Origin of the sequence: Burkholderia sp. BCC1988 (assembly GCF_905339895.1) — a bacterium.
GTDB lineage: Bacteria > Pseudomonadota > Gammaproteobacteria > Burkholderiales > Burkholderiaceae > Burkholderia.
Genome location: NZ_CAJPHA010000033.1, coordinates 36,095 through 56,982, shown reverse-complemented (window position 1 = coordinate 56,982; position 20,888 = coordinate 36,095). Strand labels below are relative to the sequence as shown.

Genomic DNA, 20,888 nt, shown 5'->3' with positions numbered 1-20,888 from the left:
CCTTCGCTGAATCGCAGTCATACGTTGTATGACGTGTGGAAGCGAATGTACGTCGGTTAATCGTTTAACTCACTTGGTGCATACCCTATAGGCGCTTCTGTAGCGGGTTTTCGGCGAGGCAAAGGGAAAAGCCTTCTCTGTTCAGCGCGTCGCCGGCGAAACGTTTTCCGGAGATGAGGCTGCGTTTGACCCGGCGCGGTGACGTGTCGTTTTCCGGAGCCGGATACTCTCTTTCGTTTCTATTTCTACAGTCATAGGATGACTGACTGCCTTCGGCGACGGCTGGCTCGAGGCGGGCGCCGTCGTTGTAATGACGACGTGACGATGCCGTTGCCCCCGCGGTCATGCGGGGCGTCGCGTCATCGTTGCCGGCGTGCCTGCTCACGCGTGCTGGCGGCACCGCGCGTCGACCACGGCGCATGCCGTCGCGGCAGGCACGCGCGATGCGCGCTTGCCGCGACATCGGAAACACGCAAGGAGGTGTGCGATGCAGACGACCAGAACGCCGGCGGGACAGCGTCAGGACACGCCGTTGAATCCGGGCGACGAAGGGCCGCCCGATGCACCGGGCGTCGGCGAGGATCTATGCGGCGTGTGCCGCGGCACCGGGATGGTCGAAGGACAGCCATGCGCGGTGTGCGGCGGGACGGGCAAGGTATTGCAAGGGATCGGCGGCGGCTAGACGGTCAAACGGAAGCGATACGTGCAGGCCGCCTTCGGCGCCGTGGGGCGCCCGGACGAGCCACGGATCGCATGCGACCGCGCTGCAACGCCGCGATTGACCGGAATCGGGTATCCGCGCGGCGCGCGGCGCGCGAACGACCTCAACGCCCGAGCCGCCGGTCCCGCAGAAACGCATTCAACTCGCCGCCCGCATGCTCGATGTGACGCTTGAGCAGCGACGCCGCCGCGCGCGCATCGCCCTTGCGGCACAGCGCGACGAGCTCCGCGTGCTCGGATTCGGCCACGTCACGCGCGGCCTCGGACAGCGACAACTGCACGCGCGTGTAGCGGTCGGTCTGCTGCAGCAGCGACGCGACGATCGCCGCCGTCTTCGGCTGGTCGGCGCGCGACAGCAGCAGATGATGCAGCTCGGTGTTCAGTTCGCCCCAGCGGCCGGACTGGCTCGCGTGCAGGACTGCGCTGTATTCGTCGAGGATCGCATCGAGCCGCGCGAAATCCTCGGCGGTCAGCTTCGGAATCGACTTTTTCAGCAGCACGGGCTCCAGCAGCGCGCGCAATTCGAACAGTTCGGTGATGTCCTCCGGCGACAGCTCCGACACGATCGCGCCCTTGTGCGGCAGGATCTTCACGAGCCCTTCGCTCTCGAGCTGCACGAGCGCTTCGCGCAGCGGGATCCGGCTAATGCCGAGCTCGGTCGCCAGCGCATCCTGGCGAAGCTGGTAGCCGTCGACGTATTCCCCCGTCAGGATGCGGCGGCGCAGTTCATTCGCTGCGGCTTCGGCGCGCGTGGCGTAGACAAGAGCGGGGCGTTTCTCGTTCATGTTGCGGTTCGGACTGGGGATGGCGGTCAGGCAAGCGCCGACGCGGCGCTGGATATTGCATACTTTCTACGATATTAGCAGAGCGGCCTTGCGGGCGAGCGTCGGCGGTCGCCGCCACAGGCGACGTCGGCATCGACGTCAGGTGTTCCCGCAATACGGCCACCGGACGCTCAGCGGCGCGCTTTCTCGAAGTCGGCACGGCAATGAACCAGGCTGCGGCCGCGCGCTGATCGAGCATGCGCGCTAGCACAAGCGCTCGACGATCATGACGTCCGTGTCGTCCCGCGCCCGCAACATGAGCCACGTTTCATCGCGAACGGCAACACCGTCGCGTTGCGCCAGCCTGATCGGCCCTACGTCCAGCCGGCCATGATCGACAACCAGATAAGCGGAACCGGGCATCGGCAACGCGTGCCGCAACGCCGTGCCTTCACGCAGCGTCGCGATACGCACGCGTGCATCGGCATGAATGGGCAACGCGCCGGCGCGGACATCCTCCGGATCGCCGCTCGCCAGCGTCACGAATCGGCCCTCGCGACATCCGGACGAACAGACACGCGTCGCACAGCGCGGTGTACCGCCAGGTGTGCGCGGACGCAGCCGGATCTGGAACTGCCGCGCGGGCATATTCTCGTCGTTGCGCTCGGCGTGATGGATCGCCGTGCCGGCACTCGTCACGTGGACGGAATCGGCGACCAGACGCACGCGATTGCCCGCGTCGTCTTCATGCGTGATGGCGCCCGACCGCACCCACGTGACGATCTCGACGTCGCGGTGGGCATGCGGGCCAAGGCCCGAGTGCGGCGCGAACTCGACGTCGCTCAACATGTAGAGCGGACCGAGCGGCGCATCGTCGGCGCGCCCGGATTCGCCGATGCGGAAATGCTGGCGAATGTCGACACGGCCGCGCCGGATTGCGCCAAGCACAAGAAAAGGCCGATGTTCAATCATGACGGAGCCCGGTTCGAGTACGCCGGGCGCGGATCGCGATCGTCGCAGACGGCGTCTTCCGCACCCGCGCGCCGTGGCTGCGCTCAGATCTGCTGCTGGCCGCCATCGACGAACAATTCGATGCCGTTCACGAAGCTCGCGTCGTCCGAGGCCAGGAACAGCGCCGCGCTCGCGATCTCGCCAGGCTCGCCGAGGCGCCCCATCGGGATCTGGGCAGCCAGATAATCGGCGAGGCCCTGGCGCTGCGCGGCATCGTCACCGGCGAGATCGAGCAGGCCAGGCGTGCGGGTCGCGCCCGGGCTGATCGTGTTCACGCGGATGCCGCGTTCCTTGAGATCGAGAATCCAGCTGCGTGCAAAGGCCCGCACCGCTGCCTTCGAAGCCGAGTACACGCTGAACGCCGCGGTGCCCGCGCTGCCCGCCGTCGAGCCGGCGAGAATCACCGAGGCACGCTCGGCAAGCAGCGGCAGCGCTTTTTGTACCGTGAACAGCACGCCCTTCACGTTGCGCTCGAAGGTGTCGTCGTAGTGTGCTTCGGTGATGCTGCCAAGCGGCAGCATCGAGCCGCCGCCGGCGTTCACGAACAGCACGTCGAGGCGGCCCTGTTCTTCCTTGATCTGCGCATACAGCGCGTCGAGCTCATCGAGCTTGGTGGAATCCGAACGTACGCCGGTCGCCTTGCCGCCGGCTTCGCGAATGCCCTTCACGGCGGCATCGAGTTCTGCCTGTCGGCGGCCCGTCAGATAGACGTGCGCACCTTCTGCCGCGAAGCGTTCGGCGGTGGCGAGACCGATGCCGCTGGTTGCGCCGGTGACGAGTGCGATCTTGTTGTCGAGTTTGCGTGCCATGGTATTGCTCCTTTCGTTGGGTCGGTGTGGGGTTTCGTTGCATCGCGTACTGCGATGTGAGGAGAATATCGACGGCCTCATCTTTTCGAAATAGAATTGATTGCAAACAAACGTTGCATAAATGAAAAGATGAGGAAAGATGGCTCAACTACCCGATTTCGAGGGGCTCGCGATGTTCGCGAAGGTGGCCGAGCACGGTTCGTTTGCCGCCGCGGCGCGCGCGACCGGCGTGTCGGTCGCGACCGTCTCGCGCGGCGTGGCCCGCCTGGAGGACCGGCTGGGCGCGCGGCTGTTCAATCGCACGTCGCGTCAGCTCTCGCTCACCGAGTTCGGCCGCACGATCAGCGAGCAAGCCGGCGAGATCTATCGCCAGGCCGAGGAGGCGGAAAGCTCGGCACGCGAAATGTCGGTGCGGCCACGCGGGCTGGTGCGTCTGGCCGTGCCGATGTCGTACGGGCTGCGCTGGGTCGCGCCGCTGCTGCCGGGCTTCTTTCGCGCGTATCCGGAAGTGTCGATCGACCTGCATCTGTCGGATGCGTCGGTCGATCTGGTCGCCGACGGGTTCGACGCCGCGCTGCGGATCGCCGCGCTTCCGGATTCGTCGCTGGTCGCGCGGCGGCTGTGCGCGGTGACGCAATTCGTGGTGGCGTCGCCGGAATATCTGACGCGTGAAGGACGGCCCGCCCATCCGCGCGAACTCGCGGATCGTCCTTGTCTCTCGTACGCATACCGCGCGCGTAGCGCCGTATGGCGCTTCACGAACGACGCAGGCGAAGAAGAGCCGGTGATGCCGGCGGGCCCGCTGCGCGTGACGAACGCCGATGCGCTGTTGCCCACGCTGCTCGCCGGACTGGCGATTGCCGAACTGCCCGAGTTCATCGCCGGCGATTACCTGGCCGACGGTCGTCTCGAAGCGATCCTGACCGACTGGTCGCTGACGAAGGGCGGCATTTACTTCGTCACGCCCTCGGCGCGCGCGCGGCCCGCGAAAGTCGCGGCGCTGTCGGATTATCTTGCCGAGCACCTTTCCGAGCCGACCTGGCGATGGCCGAAATGATGTGTCGGCGCGGTTGATCGGCCGGCGCCCATCATTGCATTCATGCAACGATGGTTTTCAAACGATTCTGTTTCGCAAATATTGTCCGGACCGTATTCTCCTTTCCACCGGCTGCACGACATCACGCCGCAAGCCGCCATGCAGCAGGTGGCGACTGCGTTGACGACGCGCCTGCAATGAATCGCTTCCATTCACGCTTTTATCGAGCCGATCATGAACAACGCCAAACAACTGCTTTTCGCTTACCTCGAATCGATTCGCGATCCACGCGCGGCTGGCGCACTGTTTGCCGACGACGGTGTACTGGAACTGCCGTATCTCAAGTCACTGGGTATCGACGCACGCGCGCAGGGGCCCGGTGCGATCGAAGCCTTCATTGCCTCGCTGCTCGCGAAAGTGCCGGATTTTGCGTTCAGCAATGTGCGGCTGCTGATCGAAACGCCCGAGCAGGTATTCGCCGAATATGAAGTCGAAGCGCTCGTTCCATCGACGGGGAAAATCTATCGCCAGTTGTACGCAGGGCGGCTGGTGGCGCGCGACGGCAAAATCCTGCTGTTGCGCGAAGCACTGGATACGATGGCCGCGGCACACGCATTCTCGGCGGCGCAATCCGCTTGAAGCGATGACGATGAAAGGCCGCTCGAGCAATCGAAGCGGCCTGCCGATGTTGCATCCCGACCGGCGCTTCTGGCCGGTAGACGTCACCGTCATATAGAATGACGCGCTTTGCCCGCACGCCTATGTGGTTCAAGAATCTTCAGCTTCATCGTCTTCCGGCACCGTGGGCCGTTACCCCCGATCAGATGGAAGCATGGCTGGCGCCCCACGCGTTTCAGCCGGGCACCAGCGTCGAAATGCAGCGCTCGGGATGGGCGTCGCCGCGTGACGACGGCGCGCTCGTGTATTCGATCAACCGGCAGATGCTGCTGACGTTTCGCGCCGAAAAGAAGCTGCTCCCGGCGTCGGTCGTCAATCAGGTGACCAAGGCCCGGGCGCTTGAGGTCGAGGAGCAGCAGGGTTTCAAGGTCGGGCGAAAACAGCTGCGCGAACTCAAGGAGCAGGTGACCGACGAACTGCTGCCGCGCGCGTTCACCATTCGCCGCGATACCCGCGTGTGGATCGATACGGTGAACGGCTGGCTCGTCATCGATGCGGCCGCACAGGCACTTGCCGACGACGTTCGCGGCCTGCTCGTCAAATCGATCGATCAATTGCCGCTCGCCGGCGTCCAGGTGGCGCTGTCGCCGGTCGCCGCGATGACGGACTGGCTGCTGTCCGGCGAGGCGCCGGGCGGATTCACCGTGGACCAGGACGCCGAGTTGCGCTCGAGCGGCGAAGGTGGCGCCACGGTGCGATACGTCGGCCACGCGCTGGAAGCGAACGACATGCGCCGGCACATCGAGGCCGGCAAACAATGCATGCGCCTCGCGATGACCTGGAATGACCGCATCTCCTTCGTGCTGACGCCGTCGCTGACGATCAAGCGTGTCACGCCGCTCGACGTGATCAAGGAGGCGTCGGATCCCACCGCGCAGAACGACGACGAACGCTTCGACTCGGATGTCACGCTGATGACGGGTGAATTGGCGCGGATGTTGACCGATCTCGTCGATATCCTGGGTGGCGAGCGGCAAGACTCGGTTCAAATCGCGGCAGCAGCCTGAACCTCGTCGGCTGTCGAGGATCGTCGCCGCGCGACGGCGCGACGGCGCGGCTTCGCGCTGACGCGACCTGTCGGGGAGGACCGTCGCAGCTCTGGCGGCGGGGTGCGGCGGCGGGGTGCTGCTGCGCGCTCGCGGCCCTGAACCATCATTCATTTCGGCGCGACGCGACATCAGCGTGTATCGATGCAGGTCACGCAGGGTTTGCCTGAACCTCCAAGAAACGTTCAAGTTTCTTCCGGACCTGCCGTAGACTATTACGGTTTCAATCGCTGATCCTAGAGGCGCATGTTCCTGAAACACAGTCATCCGATGAGATTTACCGAAACAAGAAATTTGCTGGTGCAGGCGATCACCACGCTCGGCGCCCCCTCGAAAGAGAAGGCAGGCTATTTCAGATTTCAGCGTTTGATTGACGCCTCGTCGACTACTACGCTGGCCGTATATGGCGAGAACATCGGCAACAATCTTGTCGAGCTTGCTTTCAACATCGATGCGTTTGCCTCCGCGCTGAAACTCGAACCCGGACAAGCGCGCGAGTGGGTGGCGGCTCAACGGGCCGCGACGAATCGCGAAGTGCACGAGAATCCGCGCTGGAAATATGCACGCGTTGGAATCGGCAACGAAGCGGAACTCGCCGCGTTCCTGGCTGCCTGGCGAGCGCTGGCGACATCGACCAGAGTCCCCGCCGCGCGAAAGCAGCCGCCCTCCGAGGGATTCACGTCGGTGCCGTACTATGTCGAAGCCGACGGATCGAAGACATTCTTTCTTCCGGACTTGATGCGGACCAAGGGGTATCAGGTCGGCACGAAGAATCGCGAACGGTATTTCGTCGATTACTGGGATGCGCTCGCCTTTCTCAAGGACATGTACAAACCGGCATTTCGGCGCCGGAATGGGAATGGCATTGCGGGCATCGTCACGTGTGACCACGGTAACGCCGAGGAAGTCAGCATCAGCTATCTGCAGCGCCTGCTTGCTGCGGTCGGGAAGAAGGGGGCGCGTCATGGCTGAAGCGTTCGTACGCGTCCCATTCCATGTCGAGAAAGAGACCGGGAAGAAAACCTTCTTTCTGCCCGAGTGTCGGCTCTCGAAAGGCTATGAGATCGGCGCACGCGACAAGGACAAGGAGAGCGGAATTCAGGATTACTGGACCGCGCTCGACAAACTGCTGACGATGGAGCGACCTCGCTTCAGGCGTCAGAACAAGAATGGCAAGCCAGGCACCGTGACGTGTGAGCCTGGCGATATCGAGGAAGTCAGCCGATCATTCATCGAGTCTGAGCGAGCAAAACATGGCGGCTGAGGCAGCGATTTCACTTTGGAACGCGGCGACCGATCTGCTCGACGCGAACTTCCATTTCCGTTCAACAGATCGTGCGAATCATCTCCGCCGGTCATACCGCACGGATGCCAATGCGCCTTCACTGGACGTATGGCTGACCGACGACATGCTCCTGATCGAGTCGCCTGTCGCGGTGCCTGAGCTTGCAGCACATCTTGCACCGTCGGAACCGGAATCTACGGGACGTCTCCGATACCGCATCGAACGCATCGCCGACCTGGCATCAGCCGTCTCACACATGACCGGCGCGCCTCCGGCCCCAGGTGAGCAAGCGCCCGACGCCGTCGCGGACGAGTCATCTACAGACAACATCATGAACACGCCAACCAACACGATTCTTTACGGACCTCCCGGCACGGGCAAGACCTATCGAACCGCCGAGATTGCGGTGGCGATCTGTGACGGAAAGGTGGATAGCGACCGCCAAGCGCTCATGAGCCGCTATGAAGAGCTTCGCAGTGAGGGGCGCATCAGCTTTGTCACCTTTCATCAGTCATACGGCTACGAGGATTTCGTGGAAGGACTGCGTCCGGAGGCGGCGAAAGATGGCAGCGTGTCTTATGAGATTCGTCCGGGCCTATTCCGAAAGGTCGCCGATGCGGCGAAGCGCAATACGGTAGTGCAGACCGGTCTGCGAGGCGCGCCACTCGCGGAGCGCAAGATCTACAAGATGTCACTCGGTGCCGCCGGCTCGGTAAAGGGCAACGCGATCTTCCAGGCGTGTATCGAGAAAGGCTATGTGCTGCTCGGCTGGGGCGAGGACATCGATTTTACCGATTGCGAGACCGAGAGCGATATCCGCAAGAGGGTGCAGGACGAAAGGCCCCACGACGAGCGTGTCGCGTCGCATACGCGTTTCGTCAATGCGTTCAAGAACGAGGTGAAATCGGGCGACATCATCATCGTGTCGAAAGGCAACAGCGCATTTCGTGCAATCGGCGAAGTTACGGGCGAATATGAATATCTCGAAGCGCCCATTGCCGGGCAGAATCAGATGCGCAACGTGCGCTGGCTGGCCGTGTTCGAAAAGGAGCACAACGTGAATGAGATCTACGATCGCTCGTTCACGATGCAGACGCTCTATCGGCTCAATTCGAGCTTCCTCAAGGCCGGTGCTTTGAGTGAACTCCTGAAAGCACAACAGCAAGCCGTTAATCTGCCGTTCGTATTGGTCATCGACGAAATCAACCGAGCCAATATCTCGAAAGTGTTTGGTGAATTGATAACGTTGCTGGAACCCGATAAGCGTGAAGGCGCGTCGAATCCGCTGACCGTCAAGCTGCCTTACTCGGGGCTGGACTTCAGCGTGCCGTCGAATCTTCACGTGATCGGCACAATGAACACGGCGGACCGCTCAATCGCCCTGCTCGACACGGCGCTGCGACGACGCTTCGAGTTCGAGGAACTACAGCCTGACTGTTTGAAGCTAAAGGCAATCGACGTCTCCGGCGTGAACCTTGGAGAGATGCTTGCGGCACTCAACGAGCGCGTGGAGTTCCTCTACGACCGGGATCATACGATCGGTCATGCCTACCTTCTCGGCGTGCATGACCTGCCCGGTCTGGACCGCGTGTTCCGGAGAAAGATTATTCCCCTGCTGCAGGAATACTTCTACGAAGACTGGGCAAAGGTCATGCTCGTGCTCAACGACACTGCGGGTGGGTTCATTCAAGCAGACAAATGGATTCCGAAAGGCCTGTCCGACGGCATCGACGGCCTGGAGGCACGCATACGTTATCAAGTCAATCCGAATCCGTTCGAGTTACAGTCGTATCTCAACATCTACCGGTAAGCGCAGTGGCCATCGTCTCGGTTCGTGAGCACGGGAAGCTCGCCGTCGGCACGCCACGCTCGGATCTGCCGGTGGTATCGGCCGCTATCGCGACGGATATCACGGCGATCAAGAAAGTGTACGGCTTCGAGGTGTTCAAGTACGTCAACGCGACGACGATTGCGGCACAGCAGTATGTCGGCGTCCTGCAGACGGGTACCGAGATTGTGGAGGTTCTGCCGAAGATCGCTGGCGATGACGATCACGTGCGTCGTAATCTGGTGGGCATGTTGAGTGTTGCGCTGGATCTCGACATCGGAGAAGGCGAGATTGCACGGGTGGGTAAGCAAACTCAGGGAGTGCTGGAAATGCTCATCCGCCTGTATTGTGACAAACTTTTCGAGCAAGTCCGCCGCGGGCTCGGGAGGCGCTACGAGACGCTCGAGGAGAATCTCTGCGTGATGCGGGGGCGTTTGTCGATTCCCGCGCAGATCCAGAAGAATGCGGCCAATCCCGAGCGCCTTTATTGTCACTTCGACGAATTCCATGAAGACAATCCGCTCAACGTGATTCTGAAGGCATCGGTTCGCTTCCTGCTCAAGCGTTCGCGCTCGTTCAGCAATCAGCAACGGCTTTCGGAATTGCTGCTGGCCCTTAAGGGCGTGAGCGATTGCGCACCCGCATCGCTGCCGTGGCCACGTGTGAATTTCGACCGACTCAATGAACGATATAAGCCGTGCTATCGGCTTGCGGAATTGTTTCTGCGCCGCGCATCTCCGGACGTCACGGCGGGGGGGACTCACGGCTTTTCGCTGTTCTTTGACATGAACCTGCTGTTCGAGGAGTACATCGGACGCGTCGCGTTGCGGGTTCTCGCAAGGCACGGACTTCGTGGGCGCCTGCAAGGCCCACGTAGATTCCTGGCATACGATACTGCGACAGATAAGGCCGCATTCGCAATGAAACCCGATCTCGTTGCGATGATGGATTTGGAGCCGCGTATCATCCTCGACACCAAATGGAAGCGACTCTCCCCCGAGGAGTCGAAGGAGGGTGTCGCTCAGGCGGACTTGTATCAGATGTACGCCTACGCCAGTTGCTACGGCTGCGGGAACGTCGTGCTCGTCTATCCTCACGACTCCCCCTTGGGTGAATGCGCTGGGGTGCGCCGAATGTTTCGACTCAACACCTCTAGACGCGGGACGCAACCGGCGGAGTCGACCACGCTTAGCATTGCCACAGTCGACCTGACAGACCTGAGACTCGTTTCGTCGCAACTCGAGCGCATCTTTGCGCCCATGCATAAGCTCTTTTGAAGAATCGCCATCCGAATGGCGGCGGCCCATCCGAGTATGACAACGGGGAACTCGTCATCAGCCGATCGCCCTGCGCGTGGAGTTCTTTCAAAAATAATATCCAGGACGCCTGCATGCAACCCGCCGCCGCATCTGCAACTGTCACCCCAGTGATGCAGCAGTACCTGCGCCCTATCTGACAAGGCTCGGCGCATAAAGCTACGCCAAGACCTATACCCACCCTTTTGGGGACGGCAGTTACCGACGGTGGATTCAACCGGTCGCTACAACAGCGTGATGGAATCGTTCAGCCGGTGTATCGAAGTTTAGTGTCTTGCGTGGACGTTCGTTGAGCCGTCGGGCGATGGCTTCAAGCTTGTTCGGGCCGGAGACCCCGAAGTTTCAGAAACATGTTTTCCAAGTCATGTGGGCCGACGTCGGCGGCCATTTTCACGCCCAGCGTCCGCTTCATAAGATGGAGCCCGCCCATGAACTGTGGCTGCTGCCCGGGCACCATCAGCATCGGCATCAGCAGATATGTGCCGGCCTTTTCGTAGAGATCTAGGAATCTCGTGAGATTGACATCGTCGGGAGGCTCCATGGTAAGCGAGCGCGACGCGACCATGGCAATCCGCGATTCTCCCGGATTCGCCGGAATTTTCGAGGTCACGACCATACCATAGTGCGTCGGATGCTCAGCGGAGAATCGTCGAATGATGCCGATGTGGATTTCTTCCTCCTTGTCCACCGTTCCGAACCGCTCGCGCCATCGCTCAAAGATCTTCGCCGCAGCTTCCCGATTATTAAACATCAACGCCAAGAAAGGCGGCGCCTTAGGGTCAACGACTCCGTAGGCGGCGCCTATCCAGCCTGCACGATCCCAGAGGTGCACGTCGATGACCGAATGTACTTTCACATCGCGGTGGTCGGTCATCTTACGAAAATCCGACTTGTCGCGAGGTTCATTTGTGGCCGGAGTAGACGTTATGCTTGGCGAAAGTTCGCGATCCACCGCCGGTCTGTCAGGCCTCGCGTCGAACCGCTTCGGTGAATGCTTATCCCAAGAGGCCAGGCGCGAAACGCCGCCGAAGATACGCTGGCGGCTAAAGCACAGGGACCCAATCATCGCAGCGCGATCCAACGCCGCGTCTGTCTTGAACAGGCGAGATGCCGCGTCTTCAGAATTCTTCATGCGGCAGGTCGCCGAAAAGATGGTGGCTGCGATCTCCAGCAACATATTGAGAAAGTCACCATATACCGACGGTGATCCAGGAAACACCCCCATGGGCCATCGGACCGTCGCCCTCATTCGATCCATGTTTACCGTCACCTCGAAGCGAGTGATGTTCGCCTCGACAACAGAGACATCGAAACGCTCGACATGTGCGAAGGCATCCAGTTCGAACGCTGTCGCGAAGAACGCCTCGACCGTCCCGACAATAGCTTCAGCAACGGTGACACCGGTGTCAGTAGGCTCGTGCGTCACGTTGACCTGTACGCCAAGAACCGACGTAGCGAACAGCTGGTTGTTCTGGTCGTTGAAGATGGCGGGTCTCCAGCACGCGTCGCCCGCGGGCTGGCCCGCCAATTGGTTGAAGAAGCTTGCGATGTTTTGGGCGGATTCGCTTTCTGGAATCCATCCTTCGTCTCGCAGCAAATCCTCGTAACCCAGCATGTAAAGCAGCGTGAACCGGCTGTGGACCAGGTCCAGCCCTCGCAGAATGTCGGGAATCATCTCCAGCCGCGGCACTTCCGTGGAGGAAAGATTCGCCAGCTGACAGGCAAGCATCAAGTCGAAGTCTTGCAACTGCTCAACGGCGCGCCTCGACGACTCGTCGTTGTGGGGCAAAGAGTTCAGGCAGCCCCTCGCGACTTGAATAATTTCCAACACTTCAGGAAAGTGCTTTAGCTCGACTGCCTGCCATGCCAAAGTCATCAGCGTAGGGAATATGGTTGCGGGAAGTTCGCCGCTTTCGTCGGCTTCGATGAACAAGGTCGCAGCCGCCGACGTGCAACTCGCGCGCGCCGCCCAAAGCAAGCCAGCGCTTCGGTAAGCGACTGCGAGCAGAATCTGCGCATGGACCAAGTCATCGACATGCTCCTTCTTACTAAGCAGACGGGCTGCTTTGCCAAGAAGCCGAATCATCTCCATGTTCTCGTCGAAATCGAGCTGATCAGCGCGCTTGAGCAGAACCAACGCTCCTTGGCTTTCTCCCGTGCGCATGGCCACGAACTCTGAAGCTTGGTCTACGAGATCTCGGTACCCCCGGTCCTTGCCAGCCACCTGACCGAACACCTCAATCAGATTGGTAAGGCGGTTGGCGTCGAACTCCCCCAGGCCATTGGCCTTGGCGAGAATATCCCCGAACTGAGGCCACAACGCGGCAAGCCGCTCTGGCTCACCGGCCATCAGGGTCTCATTGACCTGGATAGTTAGAAGCGAAGTCCTTGCTTCGAGGGCATTGTTCGGACGGCTGCTGTCACTCGACAGTTCCTTGAGCCTTGAGGAAAGCCGGGCGATTCGCGGCTGTAGTCCGGCTTGCTCCGCCGTTAGGTGTCCATGGATGACAGCATTGAATAGCAGTTGCGCCAAGTTGCACAACATCTCGATGTTCTTCGCGTGCTCGCTGGTAATGACCAGAGCTTCGAAACCGTCGTAGCCATTGACGATCGCATTGATGTCGTCGAACCACCAGAATGCCGTCCAGAGCATCTCATAGCGTGCGGTGAGCTGCTGCCGATGTGTCCCCCCGTCGTCCGCGAGGCGAATGGCCCGAAGGAGCTTGCCATCGACGTCAGTCCGCGGCAGCTCCAGCGCTCGTGCCAGCTTGGCCGCCACGAGCGCTTCGGTTGCTCGCTGGATCTCCATCCCGGCAAATGCGGAAGGGTCCGCCAATTCTTTCTCGATATCTGCCAACTGCTGCTTGCGGGAATAGTCAGACGGACCAAGCTCAAGGTCATTACTCTTATCACCGATCCCAAGATAGTTGTACGCGAGGTCGCGGCGGTCCTTGTTGATAACCTCATCGATGATCCAGGTGCGATCGTGAATCGTAACTTGAACGCCGTGCTGGCTGGAAAGCTCGTCTTCCACGCGGGCTCGATCCTTTGCGCGTGCAGCTCTTGACGTGACGAAGAAGACTTTCTTGTAACCGCGATTCGTGGCCATGATGCCGGCCACGTCCGATCGTACCTTGTCTGCCCATGCTTTCTTCGCACTGAAGGCGAAAGCCCATCGCTCGCTGCCACTGTTAGCCAATCCGATATACGCGAGCTTACCGATCTCATCGGATACCGGCGTGGTCTCAGTATCGGCCTTGCTGTCACCTCCGCCCTCTGGGCCCGTTGCGGGCCTCAAGTTAGGACAGATCGTCCGTTCGCAAAGCTTGCGGCAGAACAGCTCAAAGTCATGTGTTTGATTGCGCTCGGTAATGGTGTCTAGGTGATGAGATAGGACCTCGGCCTTAAGCTGCTGTTTGATCCGTGAGGTCGAATCTGAATAGAGCTCAGGGCGAACTTGGCGCATAAATTGTGATGGCGAGACAACCATTTCCTGAGCCTTCTTCTGCATTCTGTTGCTCCTTTTGCGACGGGTTTTTCTGCCGATGCCCTACTGGGAATTTCTGAGACGACCTACACTCATCTGCCGGAAGGAAAATAGTTGGTGACATCCCCAAGGTGTACAGACACGATTAGGGCGCCCTCATCATTCGATGTGTGGAAGTTGCGTAGGCCCCGTGTTCCTTCAACGCCTTCAGCGCGGCGGAAACATCGGAAATGCCGGCGGCGATGCTGAGGTGTAGCTTCCCCTCGAGCAGACTCCCCTCGACACGCTTCCAGTAGACCCAGTCGCCATCGTGCTCGTGTGTTAGCTTCTGCTCCGATTTTTCAAATGTCACGCCGACGAATCGCATATCGGTGGAGAGACGCCATATGTGGAACTCGACAGCGTCGCGATGGCGATACTTCGATGCACGAGAAAACGGCGCGCCCGACAGCGGTATATTGTCGCGCACCCATACATAGCCAGACGCCTCCATGACCTGCCTAGTCATGGCTCCGGCCATTTGCTTGAATCGGTCACGGTGCGGATAGTTCTCGATGAATTGGTCACCGAACTCATCAAGAAGGTCGTCTGCCACGGCTTCCAACGCAGGGCGACCGAGGTCGGACGCCGTCTTCATTTTGGTTTTCGAGTTCTCGCGGTTCAAAAACGCCCAGAGTCTGATGCTCTCCGGTCGCTCCGAGATGTCAGTGAAGGAGCGTGGGTTGAAGGCCGGGATGGTCATGGTGATCTCCGTTCAAGAATGACCATAGCCTACCAGCCGTATTAGATGGCGTCAAATTCGACGCCATCTAATACGGCGTGACCGTTTGACCTTTAGGCTTTCGGAACGTGGACTAACGGCAGCGGCTGCTTCACAAATGCGTGTCTGCGATTTCCAAGTGCTAGCCCGGACGTCTAGTCTCGCTGTGAGCCAGTCACTGAAGCTCATGAACTGAGCAGTTGCTCCGGGCCGGCGCTCATCAGCTTACGAACATGGGGTCAACCGTCCTAGATTGCCACCGTCAGGGACCCGCCTCGTTGCTAACATAAGTTCAGCGATGTCCCAACGTCCGTAAAGCCGAGTGTTCGCATCCGCATGCTGCGATGCCCGTCGTTCGCGACCTCGAAAGTCTGAATGACAAAAAACAGCCCATAGCAGTCTCCCCACTGTCGGTCGCTGGACGTCAGTAAAGGCCGACGACGGAGTGTTCGCCGTCGACAATCGGATGGCCGGTTACCGCGTGGAGCCAACGCCCGAACGGCCCACCGACGACGCATGTGAAGCGCGATTTGTGGCCGCCCCCCTGACGCTGGGCGCATGTAACGGTCGCGAGTTCCCGCTGTCCATGCGCAGCCTCCCGCTCGCAAAGCATAGCCTCACCAGGGAGCCCCTTCCCGTTCGGCCCGGCGGGTTCGGAAAGTCAGCGGACAAGCTATCCGAACACCCGGGCCCATACCGCCCGAAGGCGTCGCGCGCGGTCTTCGAACAGATATGAGGCTGCCAGCGTCAAGAGACCTGAAATCGCACCCGTCACGATGTGCTCGACATAGGGGATACGGTAGTGACTCGTGTGCGAGTAGGCGTCGCCCAACGTCGTCAGGACGCCGACGATCACCGCATTGCCGTATCGATGCGCGTAGAGTTTCGCCGCGGGCGTGAAAGTCAGCAGTACAGCCAGGAGTCCGGTAAACAGACCGGTATGAAATGCAATCGACCAGTGGGCGAGGCTCATGATGTTGCCCCAGCTCCCCGGCATGCAGGTCATGCACGCACTGGTCGGCTGCCAGAAGCGCTGGATGAACAGTCTGACGCGCTGCTTCCACTCGGTTGACATGACGCACTCCCCTCAATGCCGTCGTCACGGCCGACGCCACCATACGTATCGTTGAAGCAGCTTCCAAATCCTTTGACGAGCCTGCCGCCCTCGTCGCGGACGGGTTGGCTATGCGCCGTGGAGGCCGAGCCATAACCTGGACATGGTGGGAATACTACTCCACGATTCGACGGCCGCCGTTTCGACCGGCACCGCGCCGGTGCCTTCTCACGAAACCGGGAATCGCTGCGGATCGCGTACTGCAAATACGCGCATCTTCAATGGACGGAAATCACCGAGCCATCGTGCACCCGCGCGTTCATCGACATGCATGCGCGCGCGGGCGGTTGATCTGGCTATATATCAGGACTTCTTATTGAAAATCTTGAGCGCCCTGCAGTCCATTCGTGGCCTGCGCTTGCTGAAACCTGTCGCCGGGCGTATGGTTTATTTCTCTATCGCCCTTTTCCGGGAGATACCAAAATGGCTGCCATGCAATCCGCGGCCACGCCCCTCTCCGACGAGGAAGCCCGGCGCCAGTTGCGCCGCGCCGTCATCGCCAGCACGATTGGCACCACGATCGAATGGTATGACTTTTTCCTCTACAGCACGGTCACCGGCCTGGTCTTCGCAAAGCTGTATTTCCCCCAATCCCATCCACTCGTCGGCACGCTTCAGGCGTTCCTGATCTATGCCGTCGGCTTTGTCGCGCGGCCGGTCGGCGCGGCGATCTTCGGCCACTACGGCGATCGCATCGGCCGCAAGGCCACGCTGATCGTGACCCTGTTGCTGATGGGGCTCGCGACGTTCGCCGTGGCCTTCGTTCCGACCTACGCGACGATCGGCATCTGGGGCGCCGTTCTCCTCACGGTGCTGCGCTTCATCCAAGGTGTCGGCGTCGGCGGCGAATGGGGCGGCTCGGTCCTGATGTCGATGGAGTGGGCGCGCACCAATGCGCATCGCGGCTTCGTCGCGTCGTGGCCGCAGTTCGGCGTGCCGGCGGGATTGTTCCTCGCCAACCTCGCCGTGCTGGCCATGAGCTGGTTGTCCGGCAGCAGTTTTCTCACGTGGGGCTGGCGCGTGCCGTTTGTCCTCAGCATCCTGCTGGTCGCGATCGGGCTTTATATCCGCCTGAACATTCTCGAGACGCCGATCTTCGCGAAACTGCTGGCCGAGCGCCGGATCGAGAAGGCGCCGATGCTCGAAGTGCTGCGCAAGCAGCCGAGGGATATCGTGCTGTCGGCGTTTGCGCGGATGGCCGAACAGGCGCCGTTCTATATCTTCACGGCGTTCGTGTTCACGTACGGGATCACGGCGCTGGGCGTCACGCGAGAACTGCTGCTGACGGCGGTGCTGGTGGCGTCCGTGGTCGAATTCGTCACCATTCCGCTGTTCGGCCACGTGTCGGACCTGATCGGGCGGCGGCGGATGTACATGATCGGTGCGGTTTCCGTCGGTATATTCGGATTCCTCTACTTCGCGATGGTCGACAGCCGGAATCCGGCGTGGATCTTCGCGGCCATCGTGCTGTCGCTGGTCCCGCATTCGATGATGTACGGACCGCAGGCGGCATTGATCGCCGAGTCGTTTACCGGGCGGTTGCGGTATAGCGGTGCGTCGATGGGTTATCAGCTCGCTTCGGTCATTGCGGGCGGCCCGGCACCGCTGATCGCGACCGCGCTGTTTGCCTACTACCATTCGGGGTATGCGATCGCAGTGTACGTGCTGATATGTGCGGTGCTGAGCCTGGTCGCCGCATCGAAGCTCGGCGACTACACGAACAAGGATATTTCGCGGGAATACGACGACGCGCGAAGTCTGGAGGATCATGGGCACGCGCCGCCACTGACCTGACGGATTGGCCGGTTCGCTCGATGCATGGGACGACGAGCCGGCTGCCGGCCCGCTTTCCGCGCGCGGTCCCGGTTCAGGCCAACGCGCGCGCCCGGAACGACACGACAACTGCGTGACCGCGGTCGATCACGCCCACGCCCGCTCAGCCGCGCCTCACTCACGGCTTGTGATCCGCGCGAGCGGCGCCCAGCGCTTCGAGCAACGGTCGGAGCGCATCGAGTTCCGCGCCGAAGCCGGCCCAATCCCCCGCCTTCAGCCGCTCGATCGCACGATCGTAATGGGCCAGCGCGTCGCGGGCGCGCGTATCCGCCGCGCCGCCGGCCGGCGCCGCCACCGGCCCCGGCCTCGTCTCCTTGAAGAGCGCCGCGAGCGCCTCGCTCAGGTTTTCCTCCATCACGACGCGATCGCCATAGGCCGCGATCACCCGTTTCAGCTCGGGCAACTGGCCGGACGACGCGCGCAGATAGAGCGGCGACACGTAGAGAATCGAGTGCTCGATCGGAACGACCACGAGATGTCCGCGGATCACGCGCGAGCCCATCTGGTTCCACAGCGAGATCTGCTGCGAGATTTCCGTGCTCTGCTGGATGCGCGCCTCGATCTGGTACGGCCCGTAGATCAGCTTTTCCTTGGGGAACGCGTAGACGATCAGCTTGCCGTACCCGGGCGGATCGCAACGCGCGGCCAGCCACGCGATCATGTTCTCGCGCTGGCTCGGCACCATCGGCAGCATGAGCACGAAGCCGGCCTGCGCATCGCCGGGCAGCCGCATGATCGTGTAGTACGGCGCCATCTGCCGGTTCGCGGCGTCGCCCCCGTCGATATCGCCGAGCGCACGAGGAAACTGCCAGAGGTCCTCGCGGTTATAGAACACTTCCGGTGCATCCATGTGATAAGCGCGGTAGAGGTTCGCCTGGATCAGGAACAGATCCTCGGGGTAGCGGATGTGCCGTTGAAGATCCTGCGGCATCGCGTCGAGCGGCTTGAACATGCCGGGGTAGATGCGCGCGTAAGTCCGCACCAGCGGATCGGAAGGATCGCTGATGTAGAAGTCGACCGTGCCGTTGTACGCGTCGACCACCACCTTGACCGCGTTGCGAATGTAGTTGGCGCCATCGCCGGTGCCGGGCGGCGCATACGGAAACCACTGGCTGGTCGTATAGGCGTCCTGCATCCAGAACAGGCGTCCGTTGCTTGCCACGACATAGGGGTCGTGGTCGAGCGCGAGAAACGGTGCAATCGTGCGGATCCGGTCCCGGATGTTGCGGTGAAAGAGAATCCTGCTCTCGTTCGTGATGTAGTGCGTCAGCAGGATGTTGGGATCGCCGAACTGCCATGCGAACAGGCTGCGCCGCACCGCGCCGCCGATCGCGACACCATCGCGCCCGCTGTACGACGTGTAGACGTTGCTGTCCCCCTTCGGGTAGTCGAATTCGGGCACGCTGCCCTTCACGATCACATAGCCCTGCCCGCCTTCGCCGAAGTAGATGCGCGGTTCGTCGATCGCCGGTCCGCCATCGGCGACGGGCGGAATGTCGTGCAGATAGAGCGACGGCAAGCCTTCCGTGGATTTCTCCGTGACCGGCGACATCACGATGCCGTTGCCGTGGGTGAACAGCAGATGCAGGTTCACCCAGGTTCGGGCGTTCTCCGGCAGCATCGACTGCTCCAGTTCGCGCGCCGACAGCATGACCTGCCGGTAGCCGGAGTCGAGACGGTAGCGATCGATATCCACGGAAAAGAACTTGTAGTAAGTCCTGATCTCCTGCAACTGCGCATAGGTATCCATCAGCGGCTGCACATCCCACAGGCGGATATTGTCGACGGTCGCGCGATTGGCCTGCAGCGACGCGATGTTCAGGCCCTGCTCGGCCGCGAACGGCTTGACCTCGATCCGCGCGAGACCGTAAGCCTGCCTCGTCAATGCGATGTTGTGCTGGATATAGGGCGTCTCGAGCTGCAGCTCGCTCGGCTTGACGTAGAAGCGCTGGAACAGCGCGGGATAGACGATGCCGAGCGCGAACGAAGTGCCGAACACGAGCAGCATCGCGGCGGCCGGCAACCGATAGCCGGGCCGGCGCAGGTTGACCAGCATCGCAACGGCCGACGCAACGGCGAGGCCGACGAGCAGCCACAGCACCGGCAGCATCACGTGGACATCCGTATAACCGGCGCCGACCACGACCCCGTTGTTGTCGTAGAGCAGCAGAAAGCGTTCGAGCCACCAGGACCAGGCTTTCAGCAGGAAGAACAGTGCCAGTAGCGCCGACCCGTGAACCGCGGCGGCCGACGAAAGCCCCTTCGGCGGGCGCAGCATGATGTCGCCGCGCAGCCAGTAGACGCCGCCCGCGACGATCGCGCAGCAGACGACCAGTTGCAGCAGCAGGTTCTTCAGCACGATCCAGACGGGCAGCGCGAACAGATAGAAACCGATGTCCTTGCCGAAGATCGGATCGCGCCCGCCGAACGGCACCCGCTGCAGGAAGCGAAGCGCGACATCCCAGCTCGACATCGCACCGGCGGCGATCGCAAGCCCGAGAATGACCGCACCCGCGGCGATGACCGCGCGCCAGGGAATGCGCGACGCGACCTCCCCCGCCAGCGCCCGCAGGACATCCTCCGCACGCGTCGACGAAGCGTCCGCTACCTGCCAGACATCGACGGGCCTGGCATGACGATGCGCGAGCCACCCCGACGCGCCGATCGCGGCCGCCGACACGGCGAACACCGCGACGAACAGCAGCACCCTCGCGGACAGGATCGTCCAGAAGACGCCGGCATAGCCGATCGACGCGAACCAGAGCCAGTCGACCAGGAGACCGGTGACGCGCCCGACGACGATCAGGCAGGCGATGACGATCGCAGCCGCGATCCCGTAGCGTCTCAGGCGTGGGACGGACGTTGCTTGCGAGCGCATCGAGGCTCCTTTGCCGGGCCGTCATGGGTGGCCGGCCGCGGCCGGACCGGGCGTGCCGACGATCAGGCAGTGAGCATCGCGGCCGGCCGCATGTCTGAATGCTACGCCCGTTGCCGACGCGTCGCCATCCGACGGCATGCGCGACATCACCGGGAACGAACGAACGCGGTGCAGTGCACCGCGGCAGATTCGATCCCCCCTCGACAAGCACCCGTCGATGGCCGCTGCCGAGCGCAATCAGTGACGACCGTAGTGAACCGAACGCCGGCCGTCTTCCCCGCGCTCCCCGGCAATCCTCGATGAACCACGAAAAAAGCCACCCT

At 61.5% G+C, this 20,888-nt stretch carries 16 protein-coding genes; 9 read left to right on the top strand and 7 right to left on the bottom strand.

Features of this window, described 5'->3' with window-relative positions; translation table 11 throughout:
• Positions 1 to 487 precede the first annotated feature (487 nt).
• Positions 488 to 682: a hypothetical protein gene (locus U4012_RS32845; RefSeq protein ID WP_124489389.1), complete on the top strand. Its 195-nt coding sequence runs from the start codon at positions 488 to 490 to the stop codon at positions 680 to 682.
• Positions 683 to 824: 142 nt separating this feature from the next.
• Here the strand turns inward: U4012_RS32845 and U4012_RS32840 are convergent, their stop codons facing one another.
• From U4012_RS32840 to U4012_RS32830, 3 genes are all read right to left on the bottom strand, one after another.
• A complete protein-coding gene (locus U4012_RS32840) occupies positions 825 to 1,505 on the bottom strand; it encodes a GntR family transcriptional regulator (protein ID WP_044847167.1) in 681 nt (226 codons plus the stop codon).
• A gap of 243 nt (positions 1,506 to 1,748) precedes the next feature.
• Positions 1,749 to 2,456: a pirin family protein gene (locus U4012_RS32835; RefSeq protein ID WP_321803812.1), complete on the bottom strand. Its 708-nt coding sequence runs from the start codon at positions 2,454 to 2,456 to the stop codon at positions 1,749 to 1,751.
• A gap of 83 nt (positions 2,457 to 2,539) precedes the next feature.
• A complete protein-coding gene (locus tag U4012_RS32830) occupies positions 2,540 to 3,304 on the bottom strand; it encodes an SDR family NAD(P)-dependent oxidoreductase (protein WP_321803810.1) in 765 nt (254 codons plus the stop codon).
• Between the two features lie 139 nt (positions 3,305 to 3,443).
• On the opposite strand from U4012_RS32830, the gene U4012_RS32825 reads away from it, so the two are divergent.
• From U4012_RS32825 to U4012_RS32795, 7 genes are all read left to right on the top strand, one after another.
• Complete coding sequence (locus tag U4012_RS32825; RefSeq protein WP_044847164.1) at positions 3,444 to 4,361, top strand: LysR family transcriptional regulator; 918 nt, start codon at positions 3,444 to 3,446, stop codon at positions 4,359 to 4,361.
• Between the two features lie 213 nt (positions 4,362 to 4,574).
• The gene (locus U4012_RS32820; RefSeq protein WP_321803807.1) at positions 4,575 to 4,979 is read left to right on the top strand and encodes a nuclear transport factor 2 family protein; all 405 of its coding nucleotides are present in this window, start codon (positions 4,575 to 4,577) and stop codon (positions 4,977 to 4,979) included.
• Between the two features lie 122 nt (positions 4,980 to 5,101).
• Complete coding sequence (locus tag U4012_RS32815; protein ID WP_044847162.1) at positions 5,102 to 6,025, top strand: recombination-associated protein RdgC; 924 nt, start codon at positions 5,102 to 5,104, stop codon at positions 6,023 to 6,025.
• A gap of 285 nt (positions 6,026 to 6,310) precedes the next feature.
• Entirely contained in the window at positions 6,311 to 7,036 is a 726-nt protein-coding gene (locus U4012_RS32810) for a hypothetical protein (protein ID WP_321803805.1), read from the top strand.
• Entirely contained in the window at positions 7,029 to 7,328 is a 300-nt protein-coding gene (locus U4012_RS32805) for a hypothetical protein (RefSeq protein ID WP_321803803.1), read from the top strand. The genes U4012_RS32810 and U4012_RS32805 overlap by 8 nt, the downstream gene beginning before the upstream one ends.
• Positions 7,318 to 9,159, top strand: coding sequence for an AAA family ATPase (locus U4012_RS32800; protein ID WP_321803800.1), 1,842 nt, complete (start codon positions 7,318 to 7,320; stop codon positions 9,157 to 9,159). Before U4012_RS32805 ends, U4012_RS32800 begins: the two co-directional genes overlap by 11 nt.
• Positions 9,160 to 9,164: 5 nt before the next feature.
• Positions 9,165 to 10,454, top strand: coding sequence for an McrC family protein (locus U4012_RS32795; RefSeq protein WP_321803798.1), 1,290 nt, complete (start codon positions 9,165 to 9,167; stop codon positions 10,452 to 10,454).
• Between the two features lie 349 nt (positions 10,455 to 10,803).
• On the opposite strand, the gene U4012_RS32790 is transcribed toward U4012_RS32795, so the two are convergent.
• The 3 genes from U4012_RS32790 to U4012_RS32780 all read right to left on the bottom strand — a co-directional run bounded on the left by U4012_RS32790 (position 10,804) and on the right by U4012_RS32780 (position 15,815).
• Positions 10,804 to 14,004 (bottom strand): hypothetical protein, encoded by a 3,201-nt coding sequence (locus U4012_RS32790; RefSeq protein ID WP_321803796.1) that lies wholly within the window; start codon positions 14,002 to 14,004, stop codon positions 10,804 to 10,806.
• 121 nt (positions 14,005 to 14,125) lie between these two features.
• On the bottom strand, positions 14,126 to 14,722 hold the full coding sequence (locus U4012_RS32785) for a hypothetical protein (RefSeq protein WP_321803794.1): 597 nt from the start codon (positions 14,720 to 14,722) through the stop codon (positions 14,126 to 14,128).
• Positions 14,723 to 15,413: 691 nt separating this feature from the next.
• Positions 15,414 to 15,815 carry a hypothetical protein gene (locus tag U4012_RS32780; RefSeq protein ID WP_124489393.1) on the bottom strand — a complete coding sequence of 134 codons (402 nt, stop codon included), beginning with the start codon at positions 15,813 to 15,815 and terminating at the stop codon, positions 15,414 to 15,416.
• A gap of 462 nt (positions 15,816 to 16,277) precedes the next feature.
• Between U4012_RS32780 and U4012_RS32775 the strand changes: the two genes are divergently transcribed.
• Entirely contained in the window at positions 16,278 to 17,648 is a 1,371-nt protein-coding gene (locus U4012_RS32775; protein ID WP_321803793.1) for an MFS transporter, read from the top strand.
• 157 nt (positions 17,649 to 17,805) lie between these two features.
• Here the strand turns inward: U4012_RS32775 and U4012_RS32770 are convergent, their stop codons facing one another.
• Positions 17,806 to 20,565 (bottom strand): UPF0182 family protein, encoded by a 2,760-nt coding sequence (locus tag U4012_RS32770; protein ID WP_321803791.1) that lies wholly within the window; start codon positions 20,563 to 20,565, stop codon positions 17,806 to 17,808.
• Positions 20,566 to 20,888: the final 323 nt, after the last annotated feature.

Coding starts and splice junctions, on each gene's coding strand:
- U4012_RS32845 (WP_124489389.1), top strand. CDS start 488: ATGCAGACGACCAGAACGCCGGCGGGACAGCGTCAGGACACGCCGTTG.
- U4012_RS32840 (WP_044847167.1), bottom strand. CDS start 1,505: ATGAACGAGAAACGCCCCGCTCTTGTCTACGCCACGCGCGCCGAAGCC.
- U4012_RS32835 (WP_321803812.1), bottom strand. CDS start 2,456: ATGATTGAACATCGGCCTTTTCTTGTGCTTGGCGCAATCCGGCGCGGC.
- U4012_RS32830 (WP_321803810.1), bottom strand. CDS start 3,304: ATGGCACGCAAACTCGACAACAAGATCGCACTCGTCACCGGCGCAACC.
- U4012_RS32825 (WP_044847164.1), top strand. CDS start 3,444: ATGGCTCAACTACCCGATTTCGAGGGGCTCGCGATGTTCGCGAAGGTG.
- U4012_RS32820 (WP_321803807.1), top strand. CDS start 4,575: ATGAACAACGCCAAACAACTGCTTTTCGCTTACCTCGAATCGATTCGC.
- U4012_RS32815 (WP_044847162.1), top strand. CDS start 5,102: ATGTGGTTCAAGAATCTTCAGCTTCATCGTCTTCCGGCACCGTGGGCC.
- U4012_RS32810 (WP_321803805.1), top strand. CDS start 6,311: ATGTTCCTGAAACACAGTCATCCGATGAGATTTACCGAAACAAGAAAT.
- U4012_RS32805 (WP_321803803.1), top strand. CDS start 7,029: ATGGCTGAAGCGTTCGTACGCGTCCCATTCCATGTCGAGAAAGAGACC.
- U4012_RS32800 (WP_321803800.1), top strand. CDS start 7,318: ATGGCGGCTGAGGCAGCGATTTCACTTTGGAACGCGGCGACCGATCTG.
- U4012_RS32790 (WP_321803796.1), bottom strand. CDS start 14,004: ATGCAGAAGAAGGCTCAGGAAATGGTTGTCTCGCCATCACAATTTATG.
- U4012_RS32785 (WP_321803794.1), bottom strand. CDS start 14,722: ATGACCATCCCGGCCTTCAACCCACGCTCCTTCACTGACATCTCGGAG.
- U4012_RS32780 (WP_124489393.1), bottom strand. CDS start 15,815: ATGTCAACCGAGTGGAAGCAGCGCGTCAGACTGTTCATCCAGCGCTTC.
- U4012_RS32775 (WP_321803793.1), top strand. CDS start 16,278: ATGGCTGCCATGCAATCCGCGGCCACGCCCCTCTCCGACGAGGAAGCC.
- U4012_RS32770 (WP_321803791.1), bottom strand. CDS start 20,565: ATGCGCTCGCAAGCAACGTCCGTCCCACGCCTGAGACGCTACGGGATC.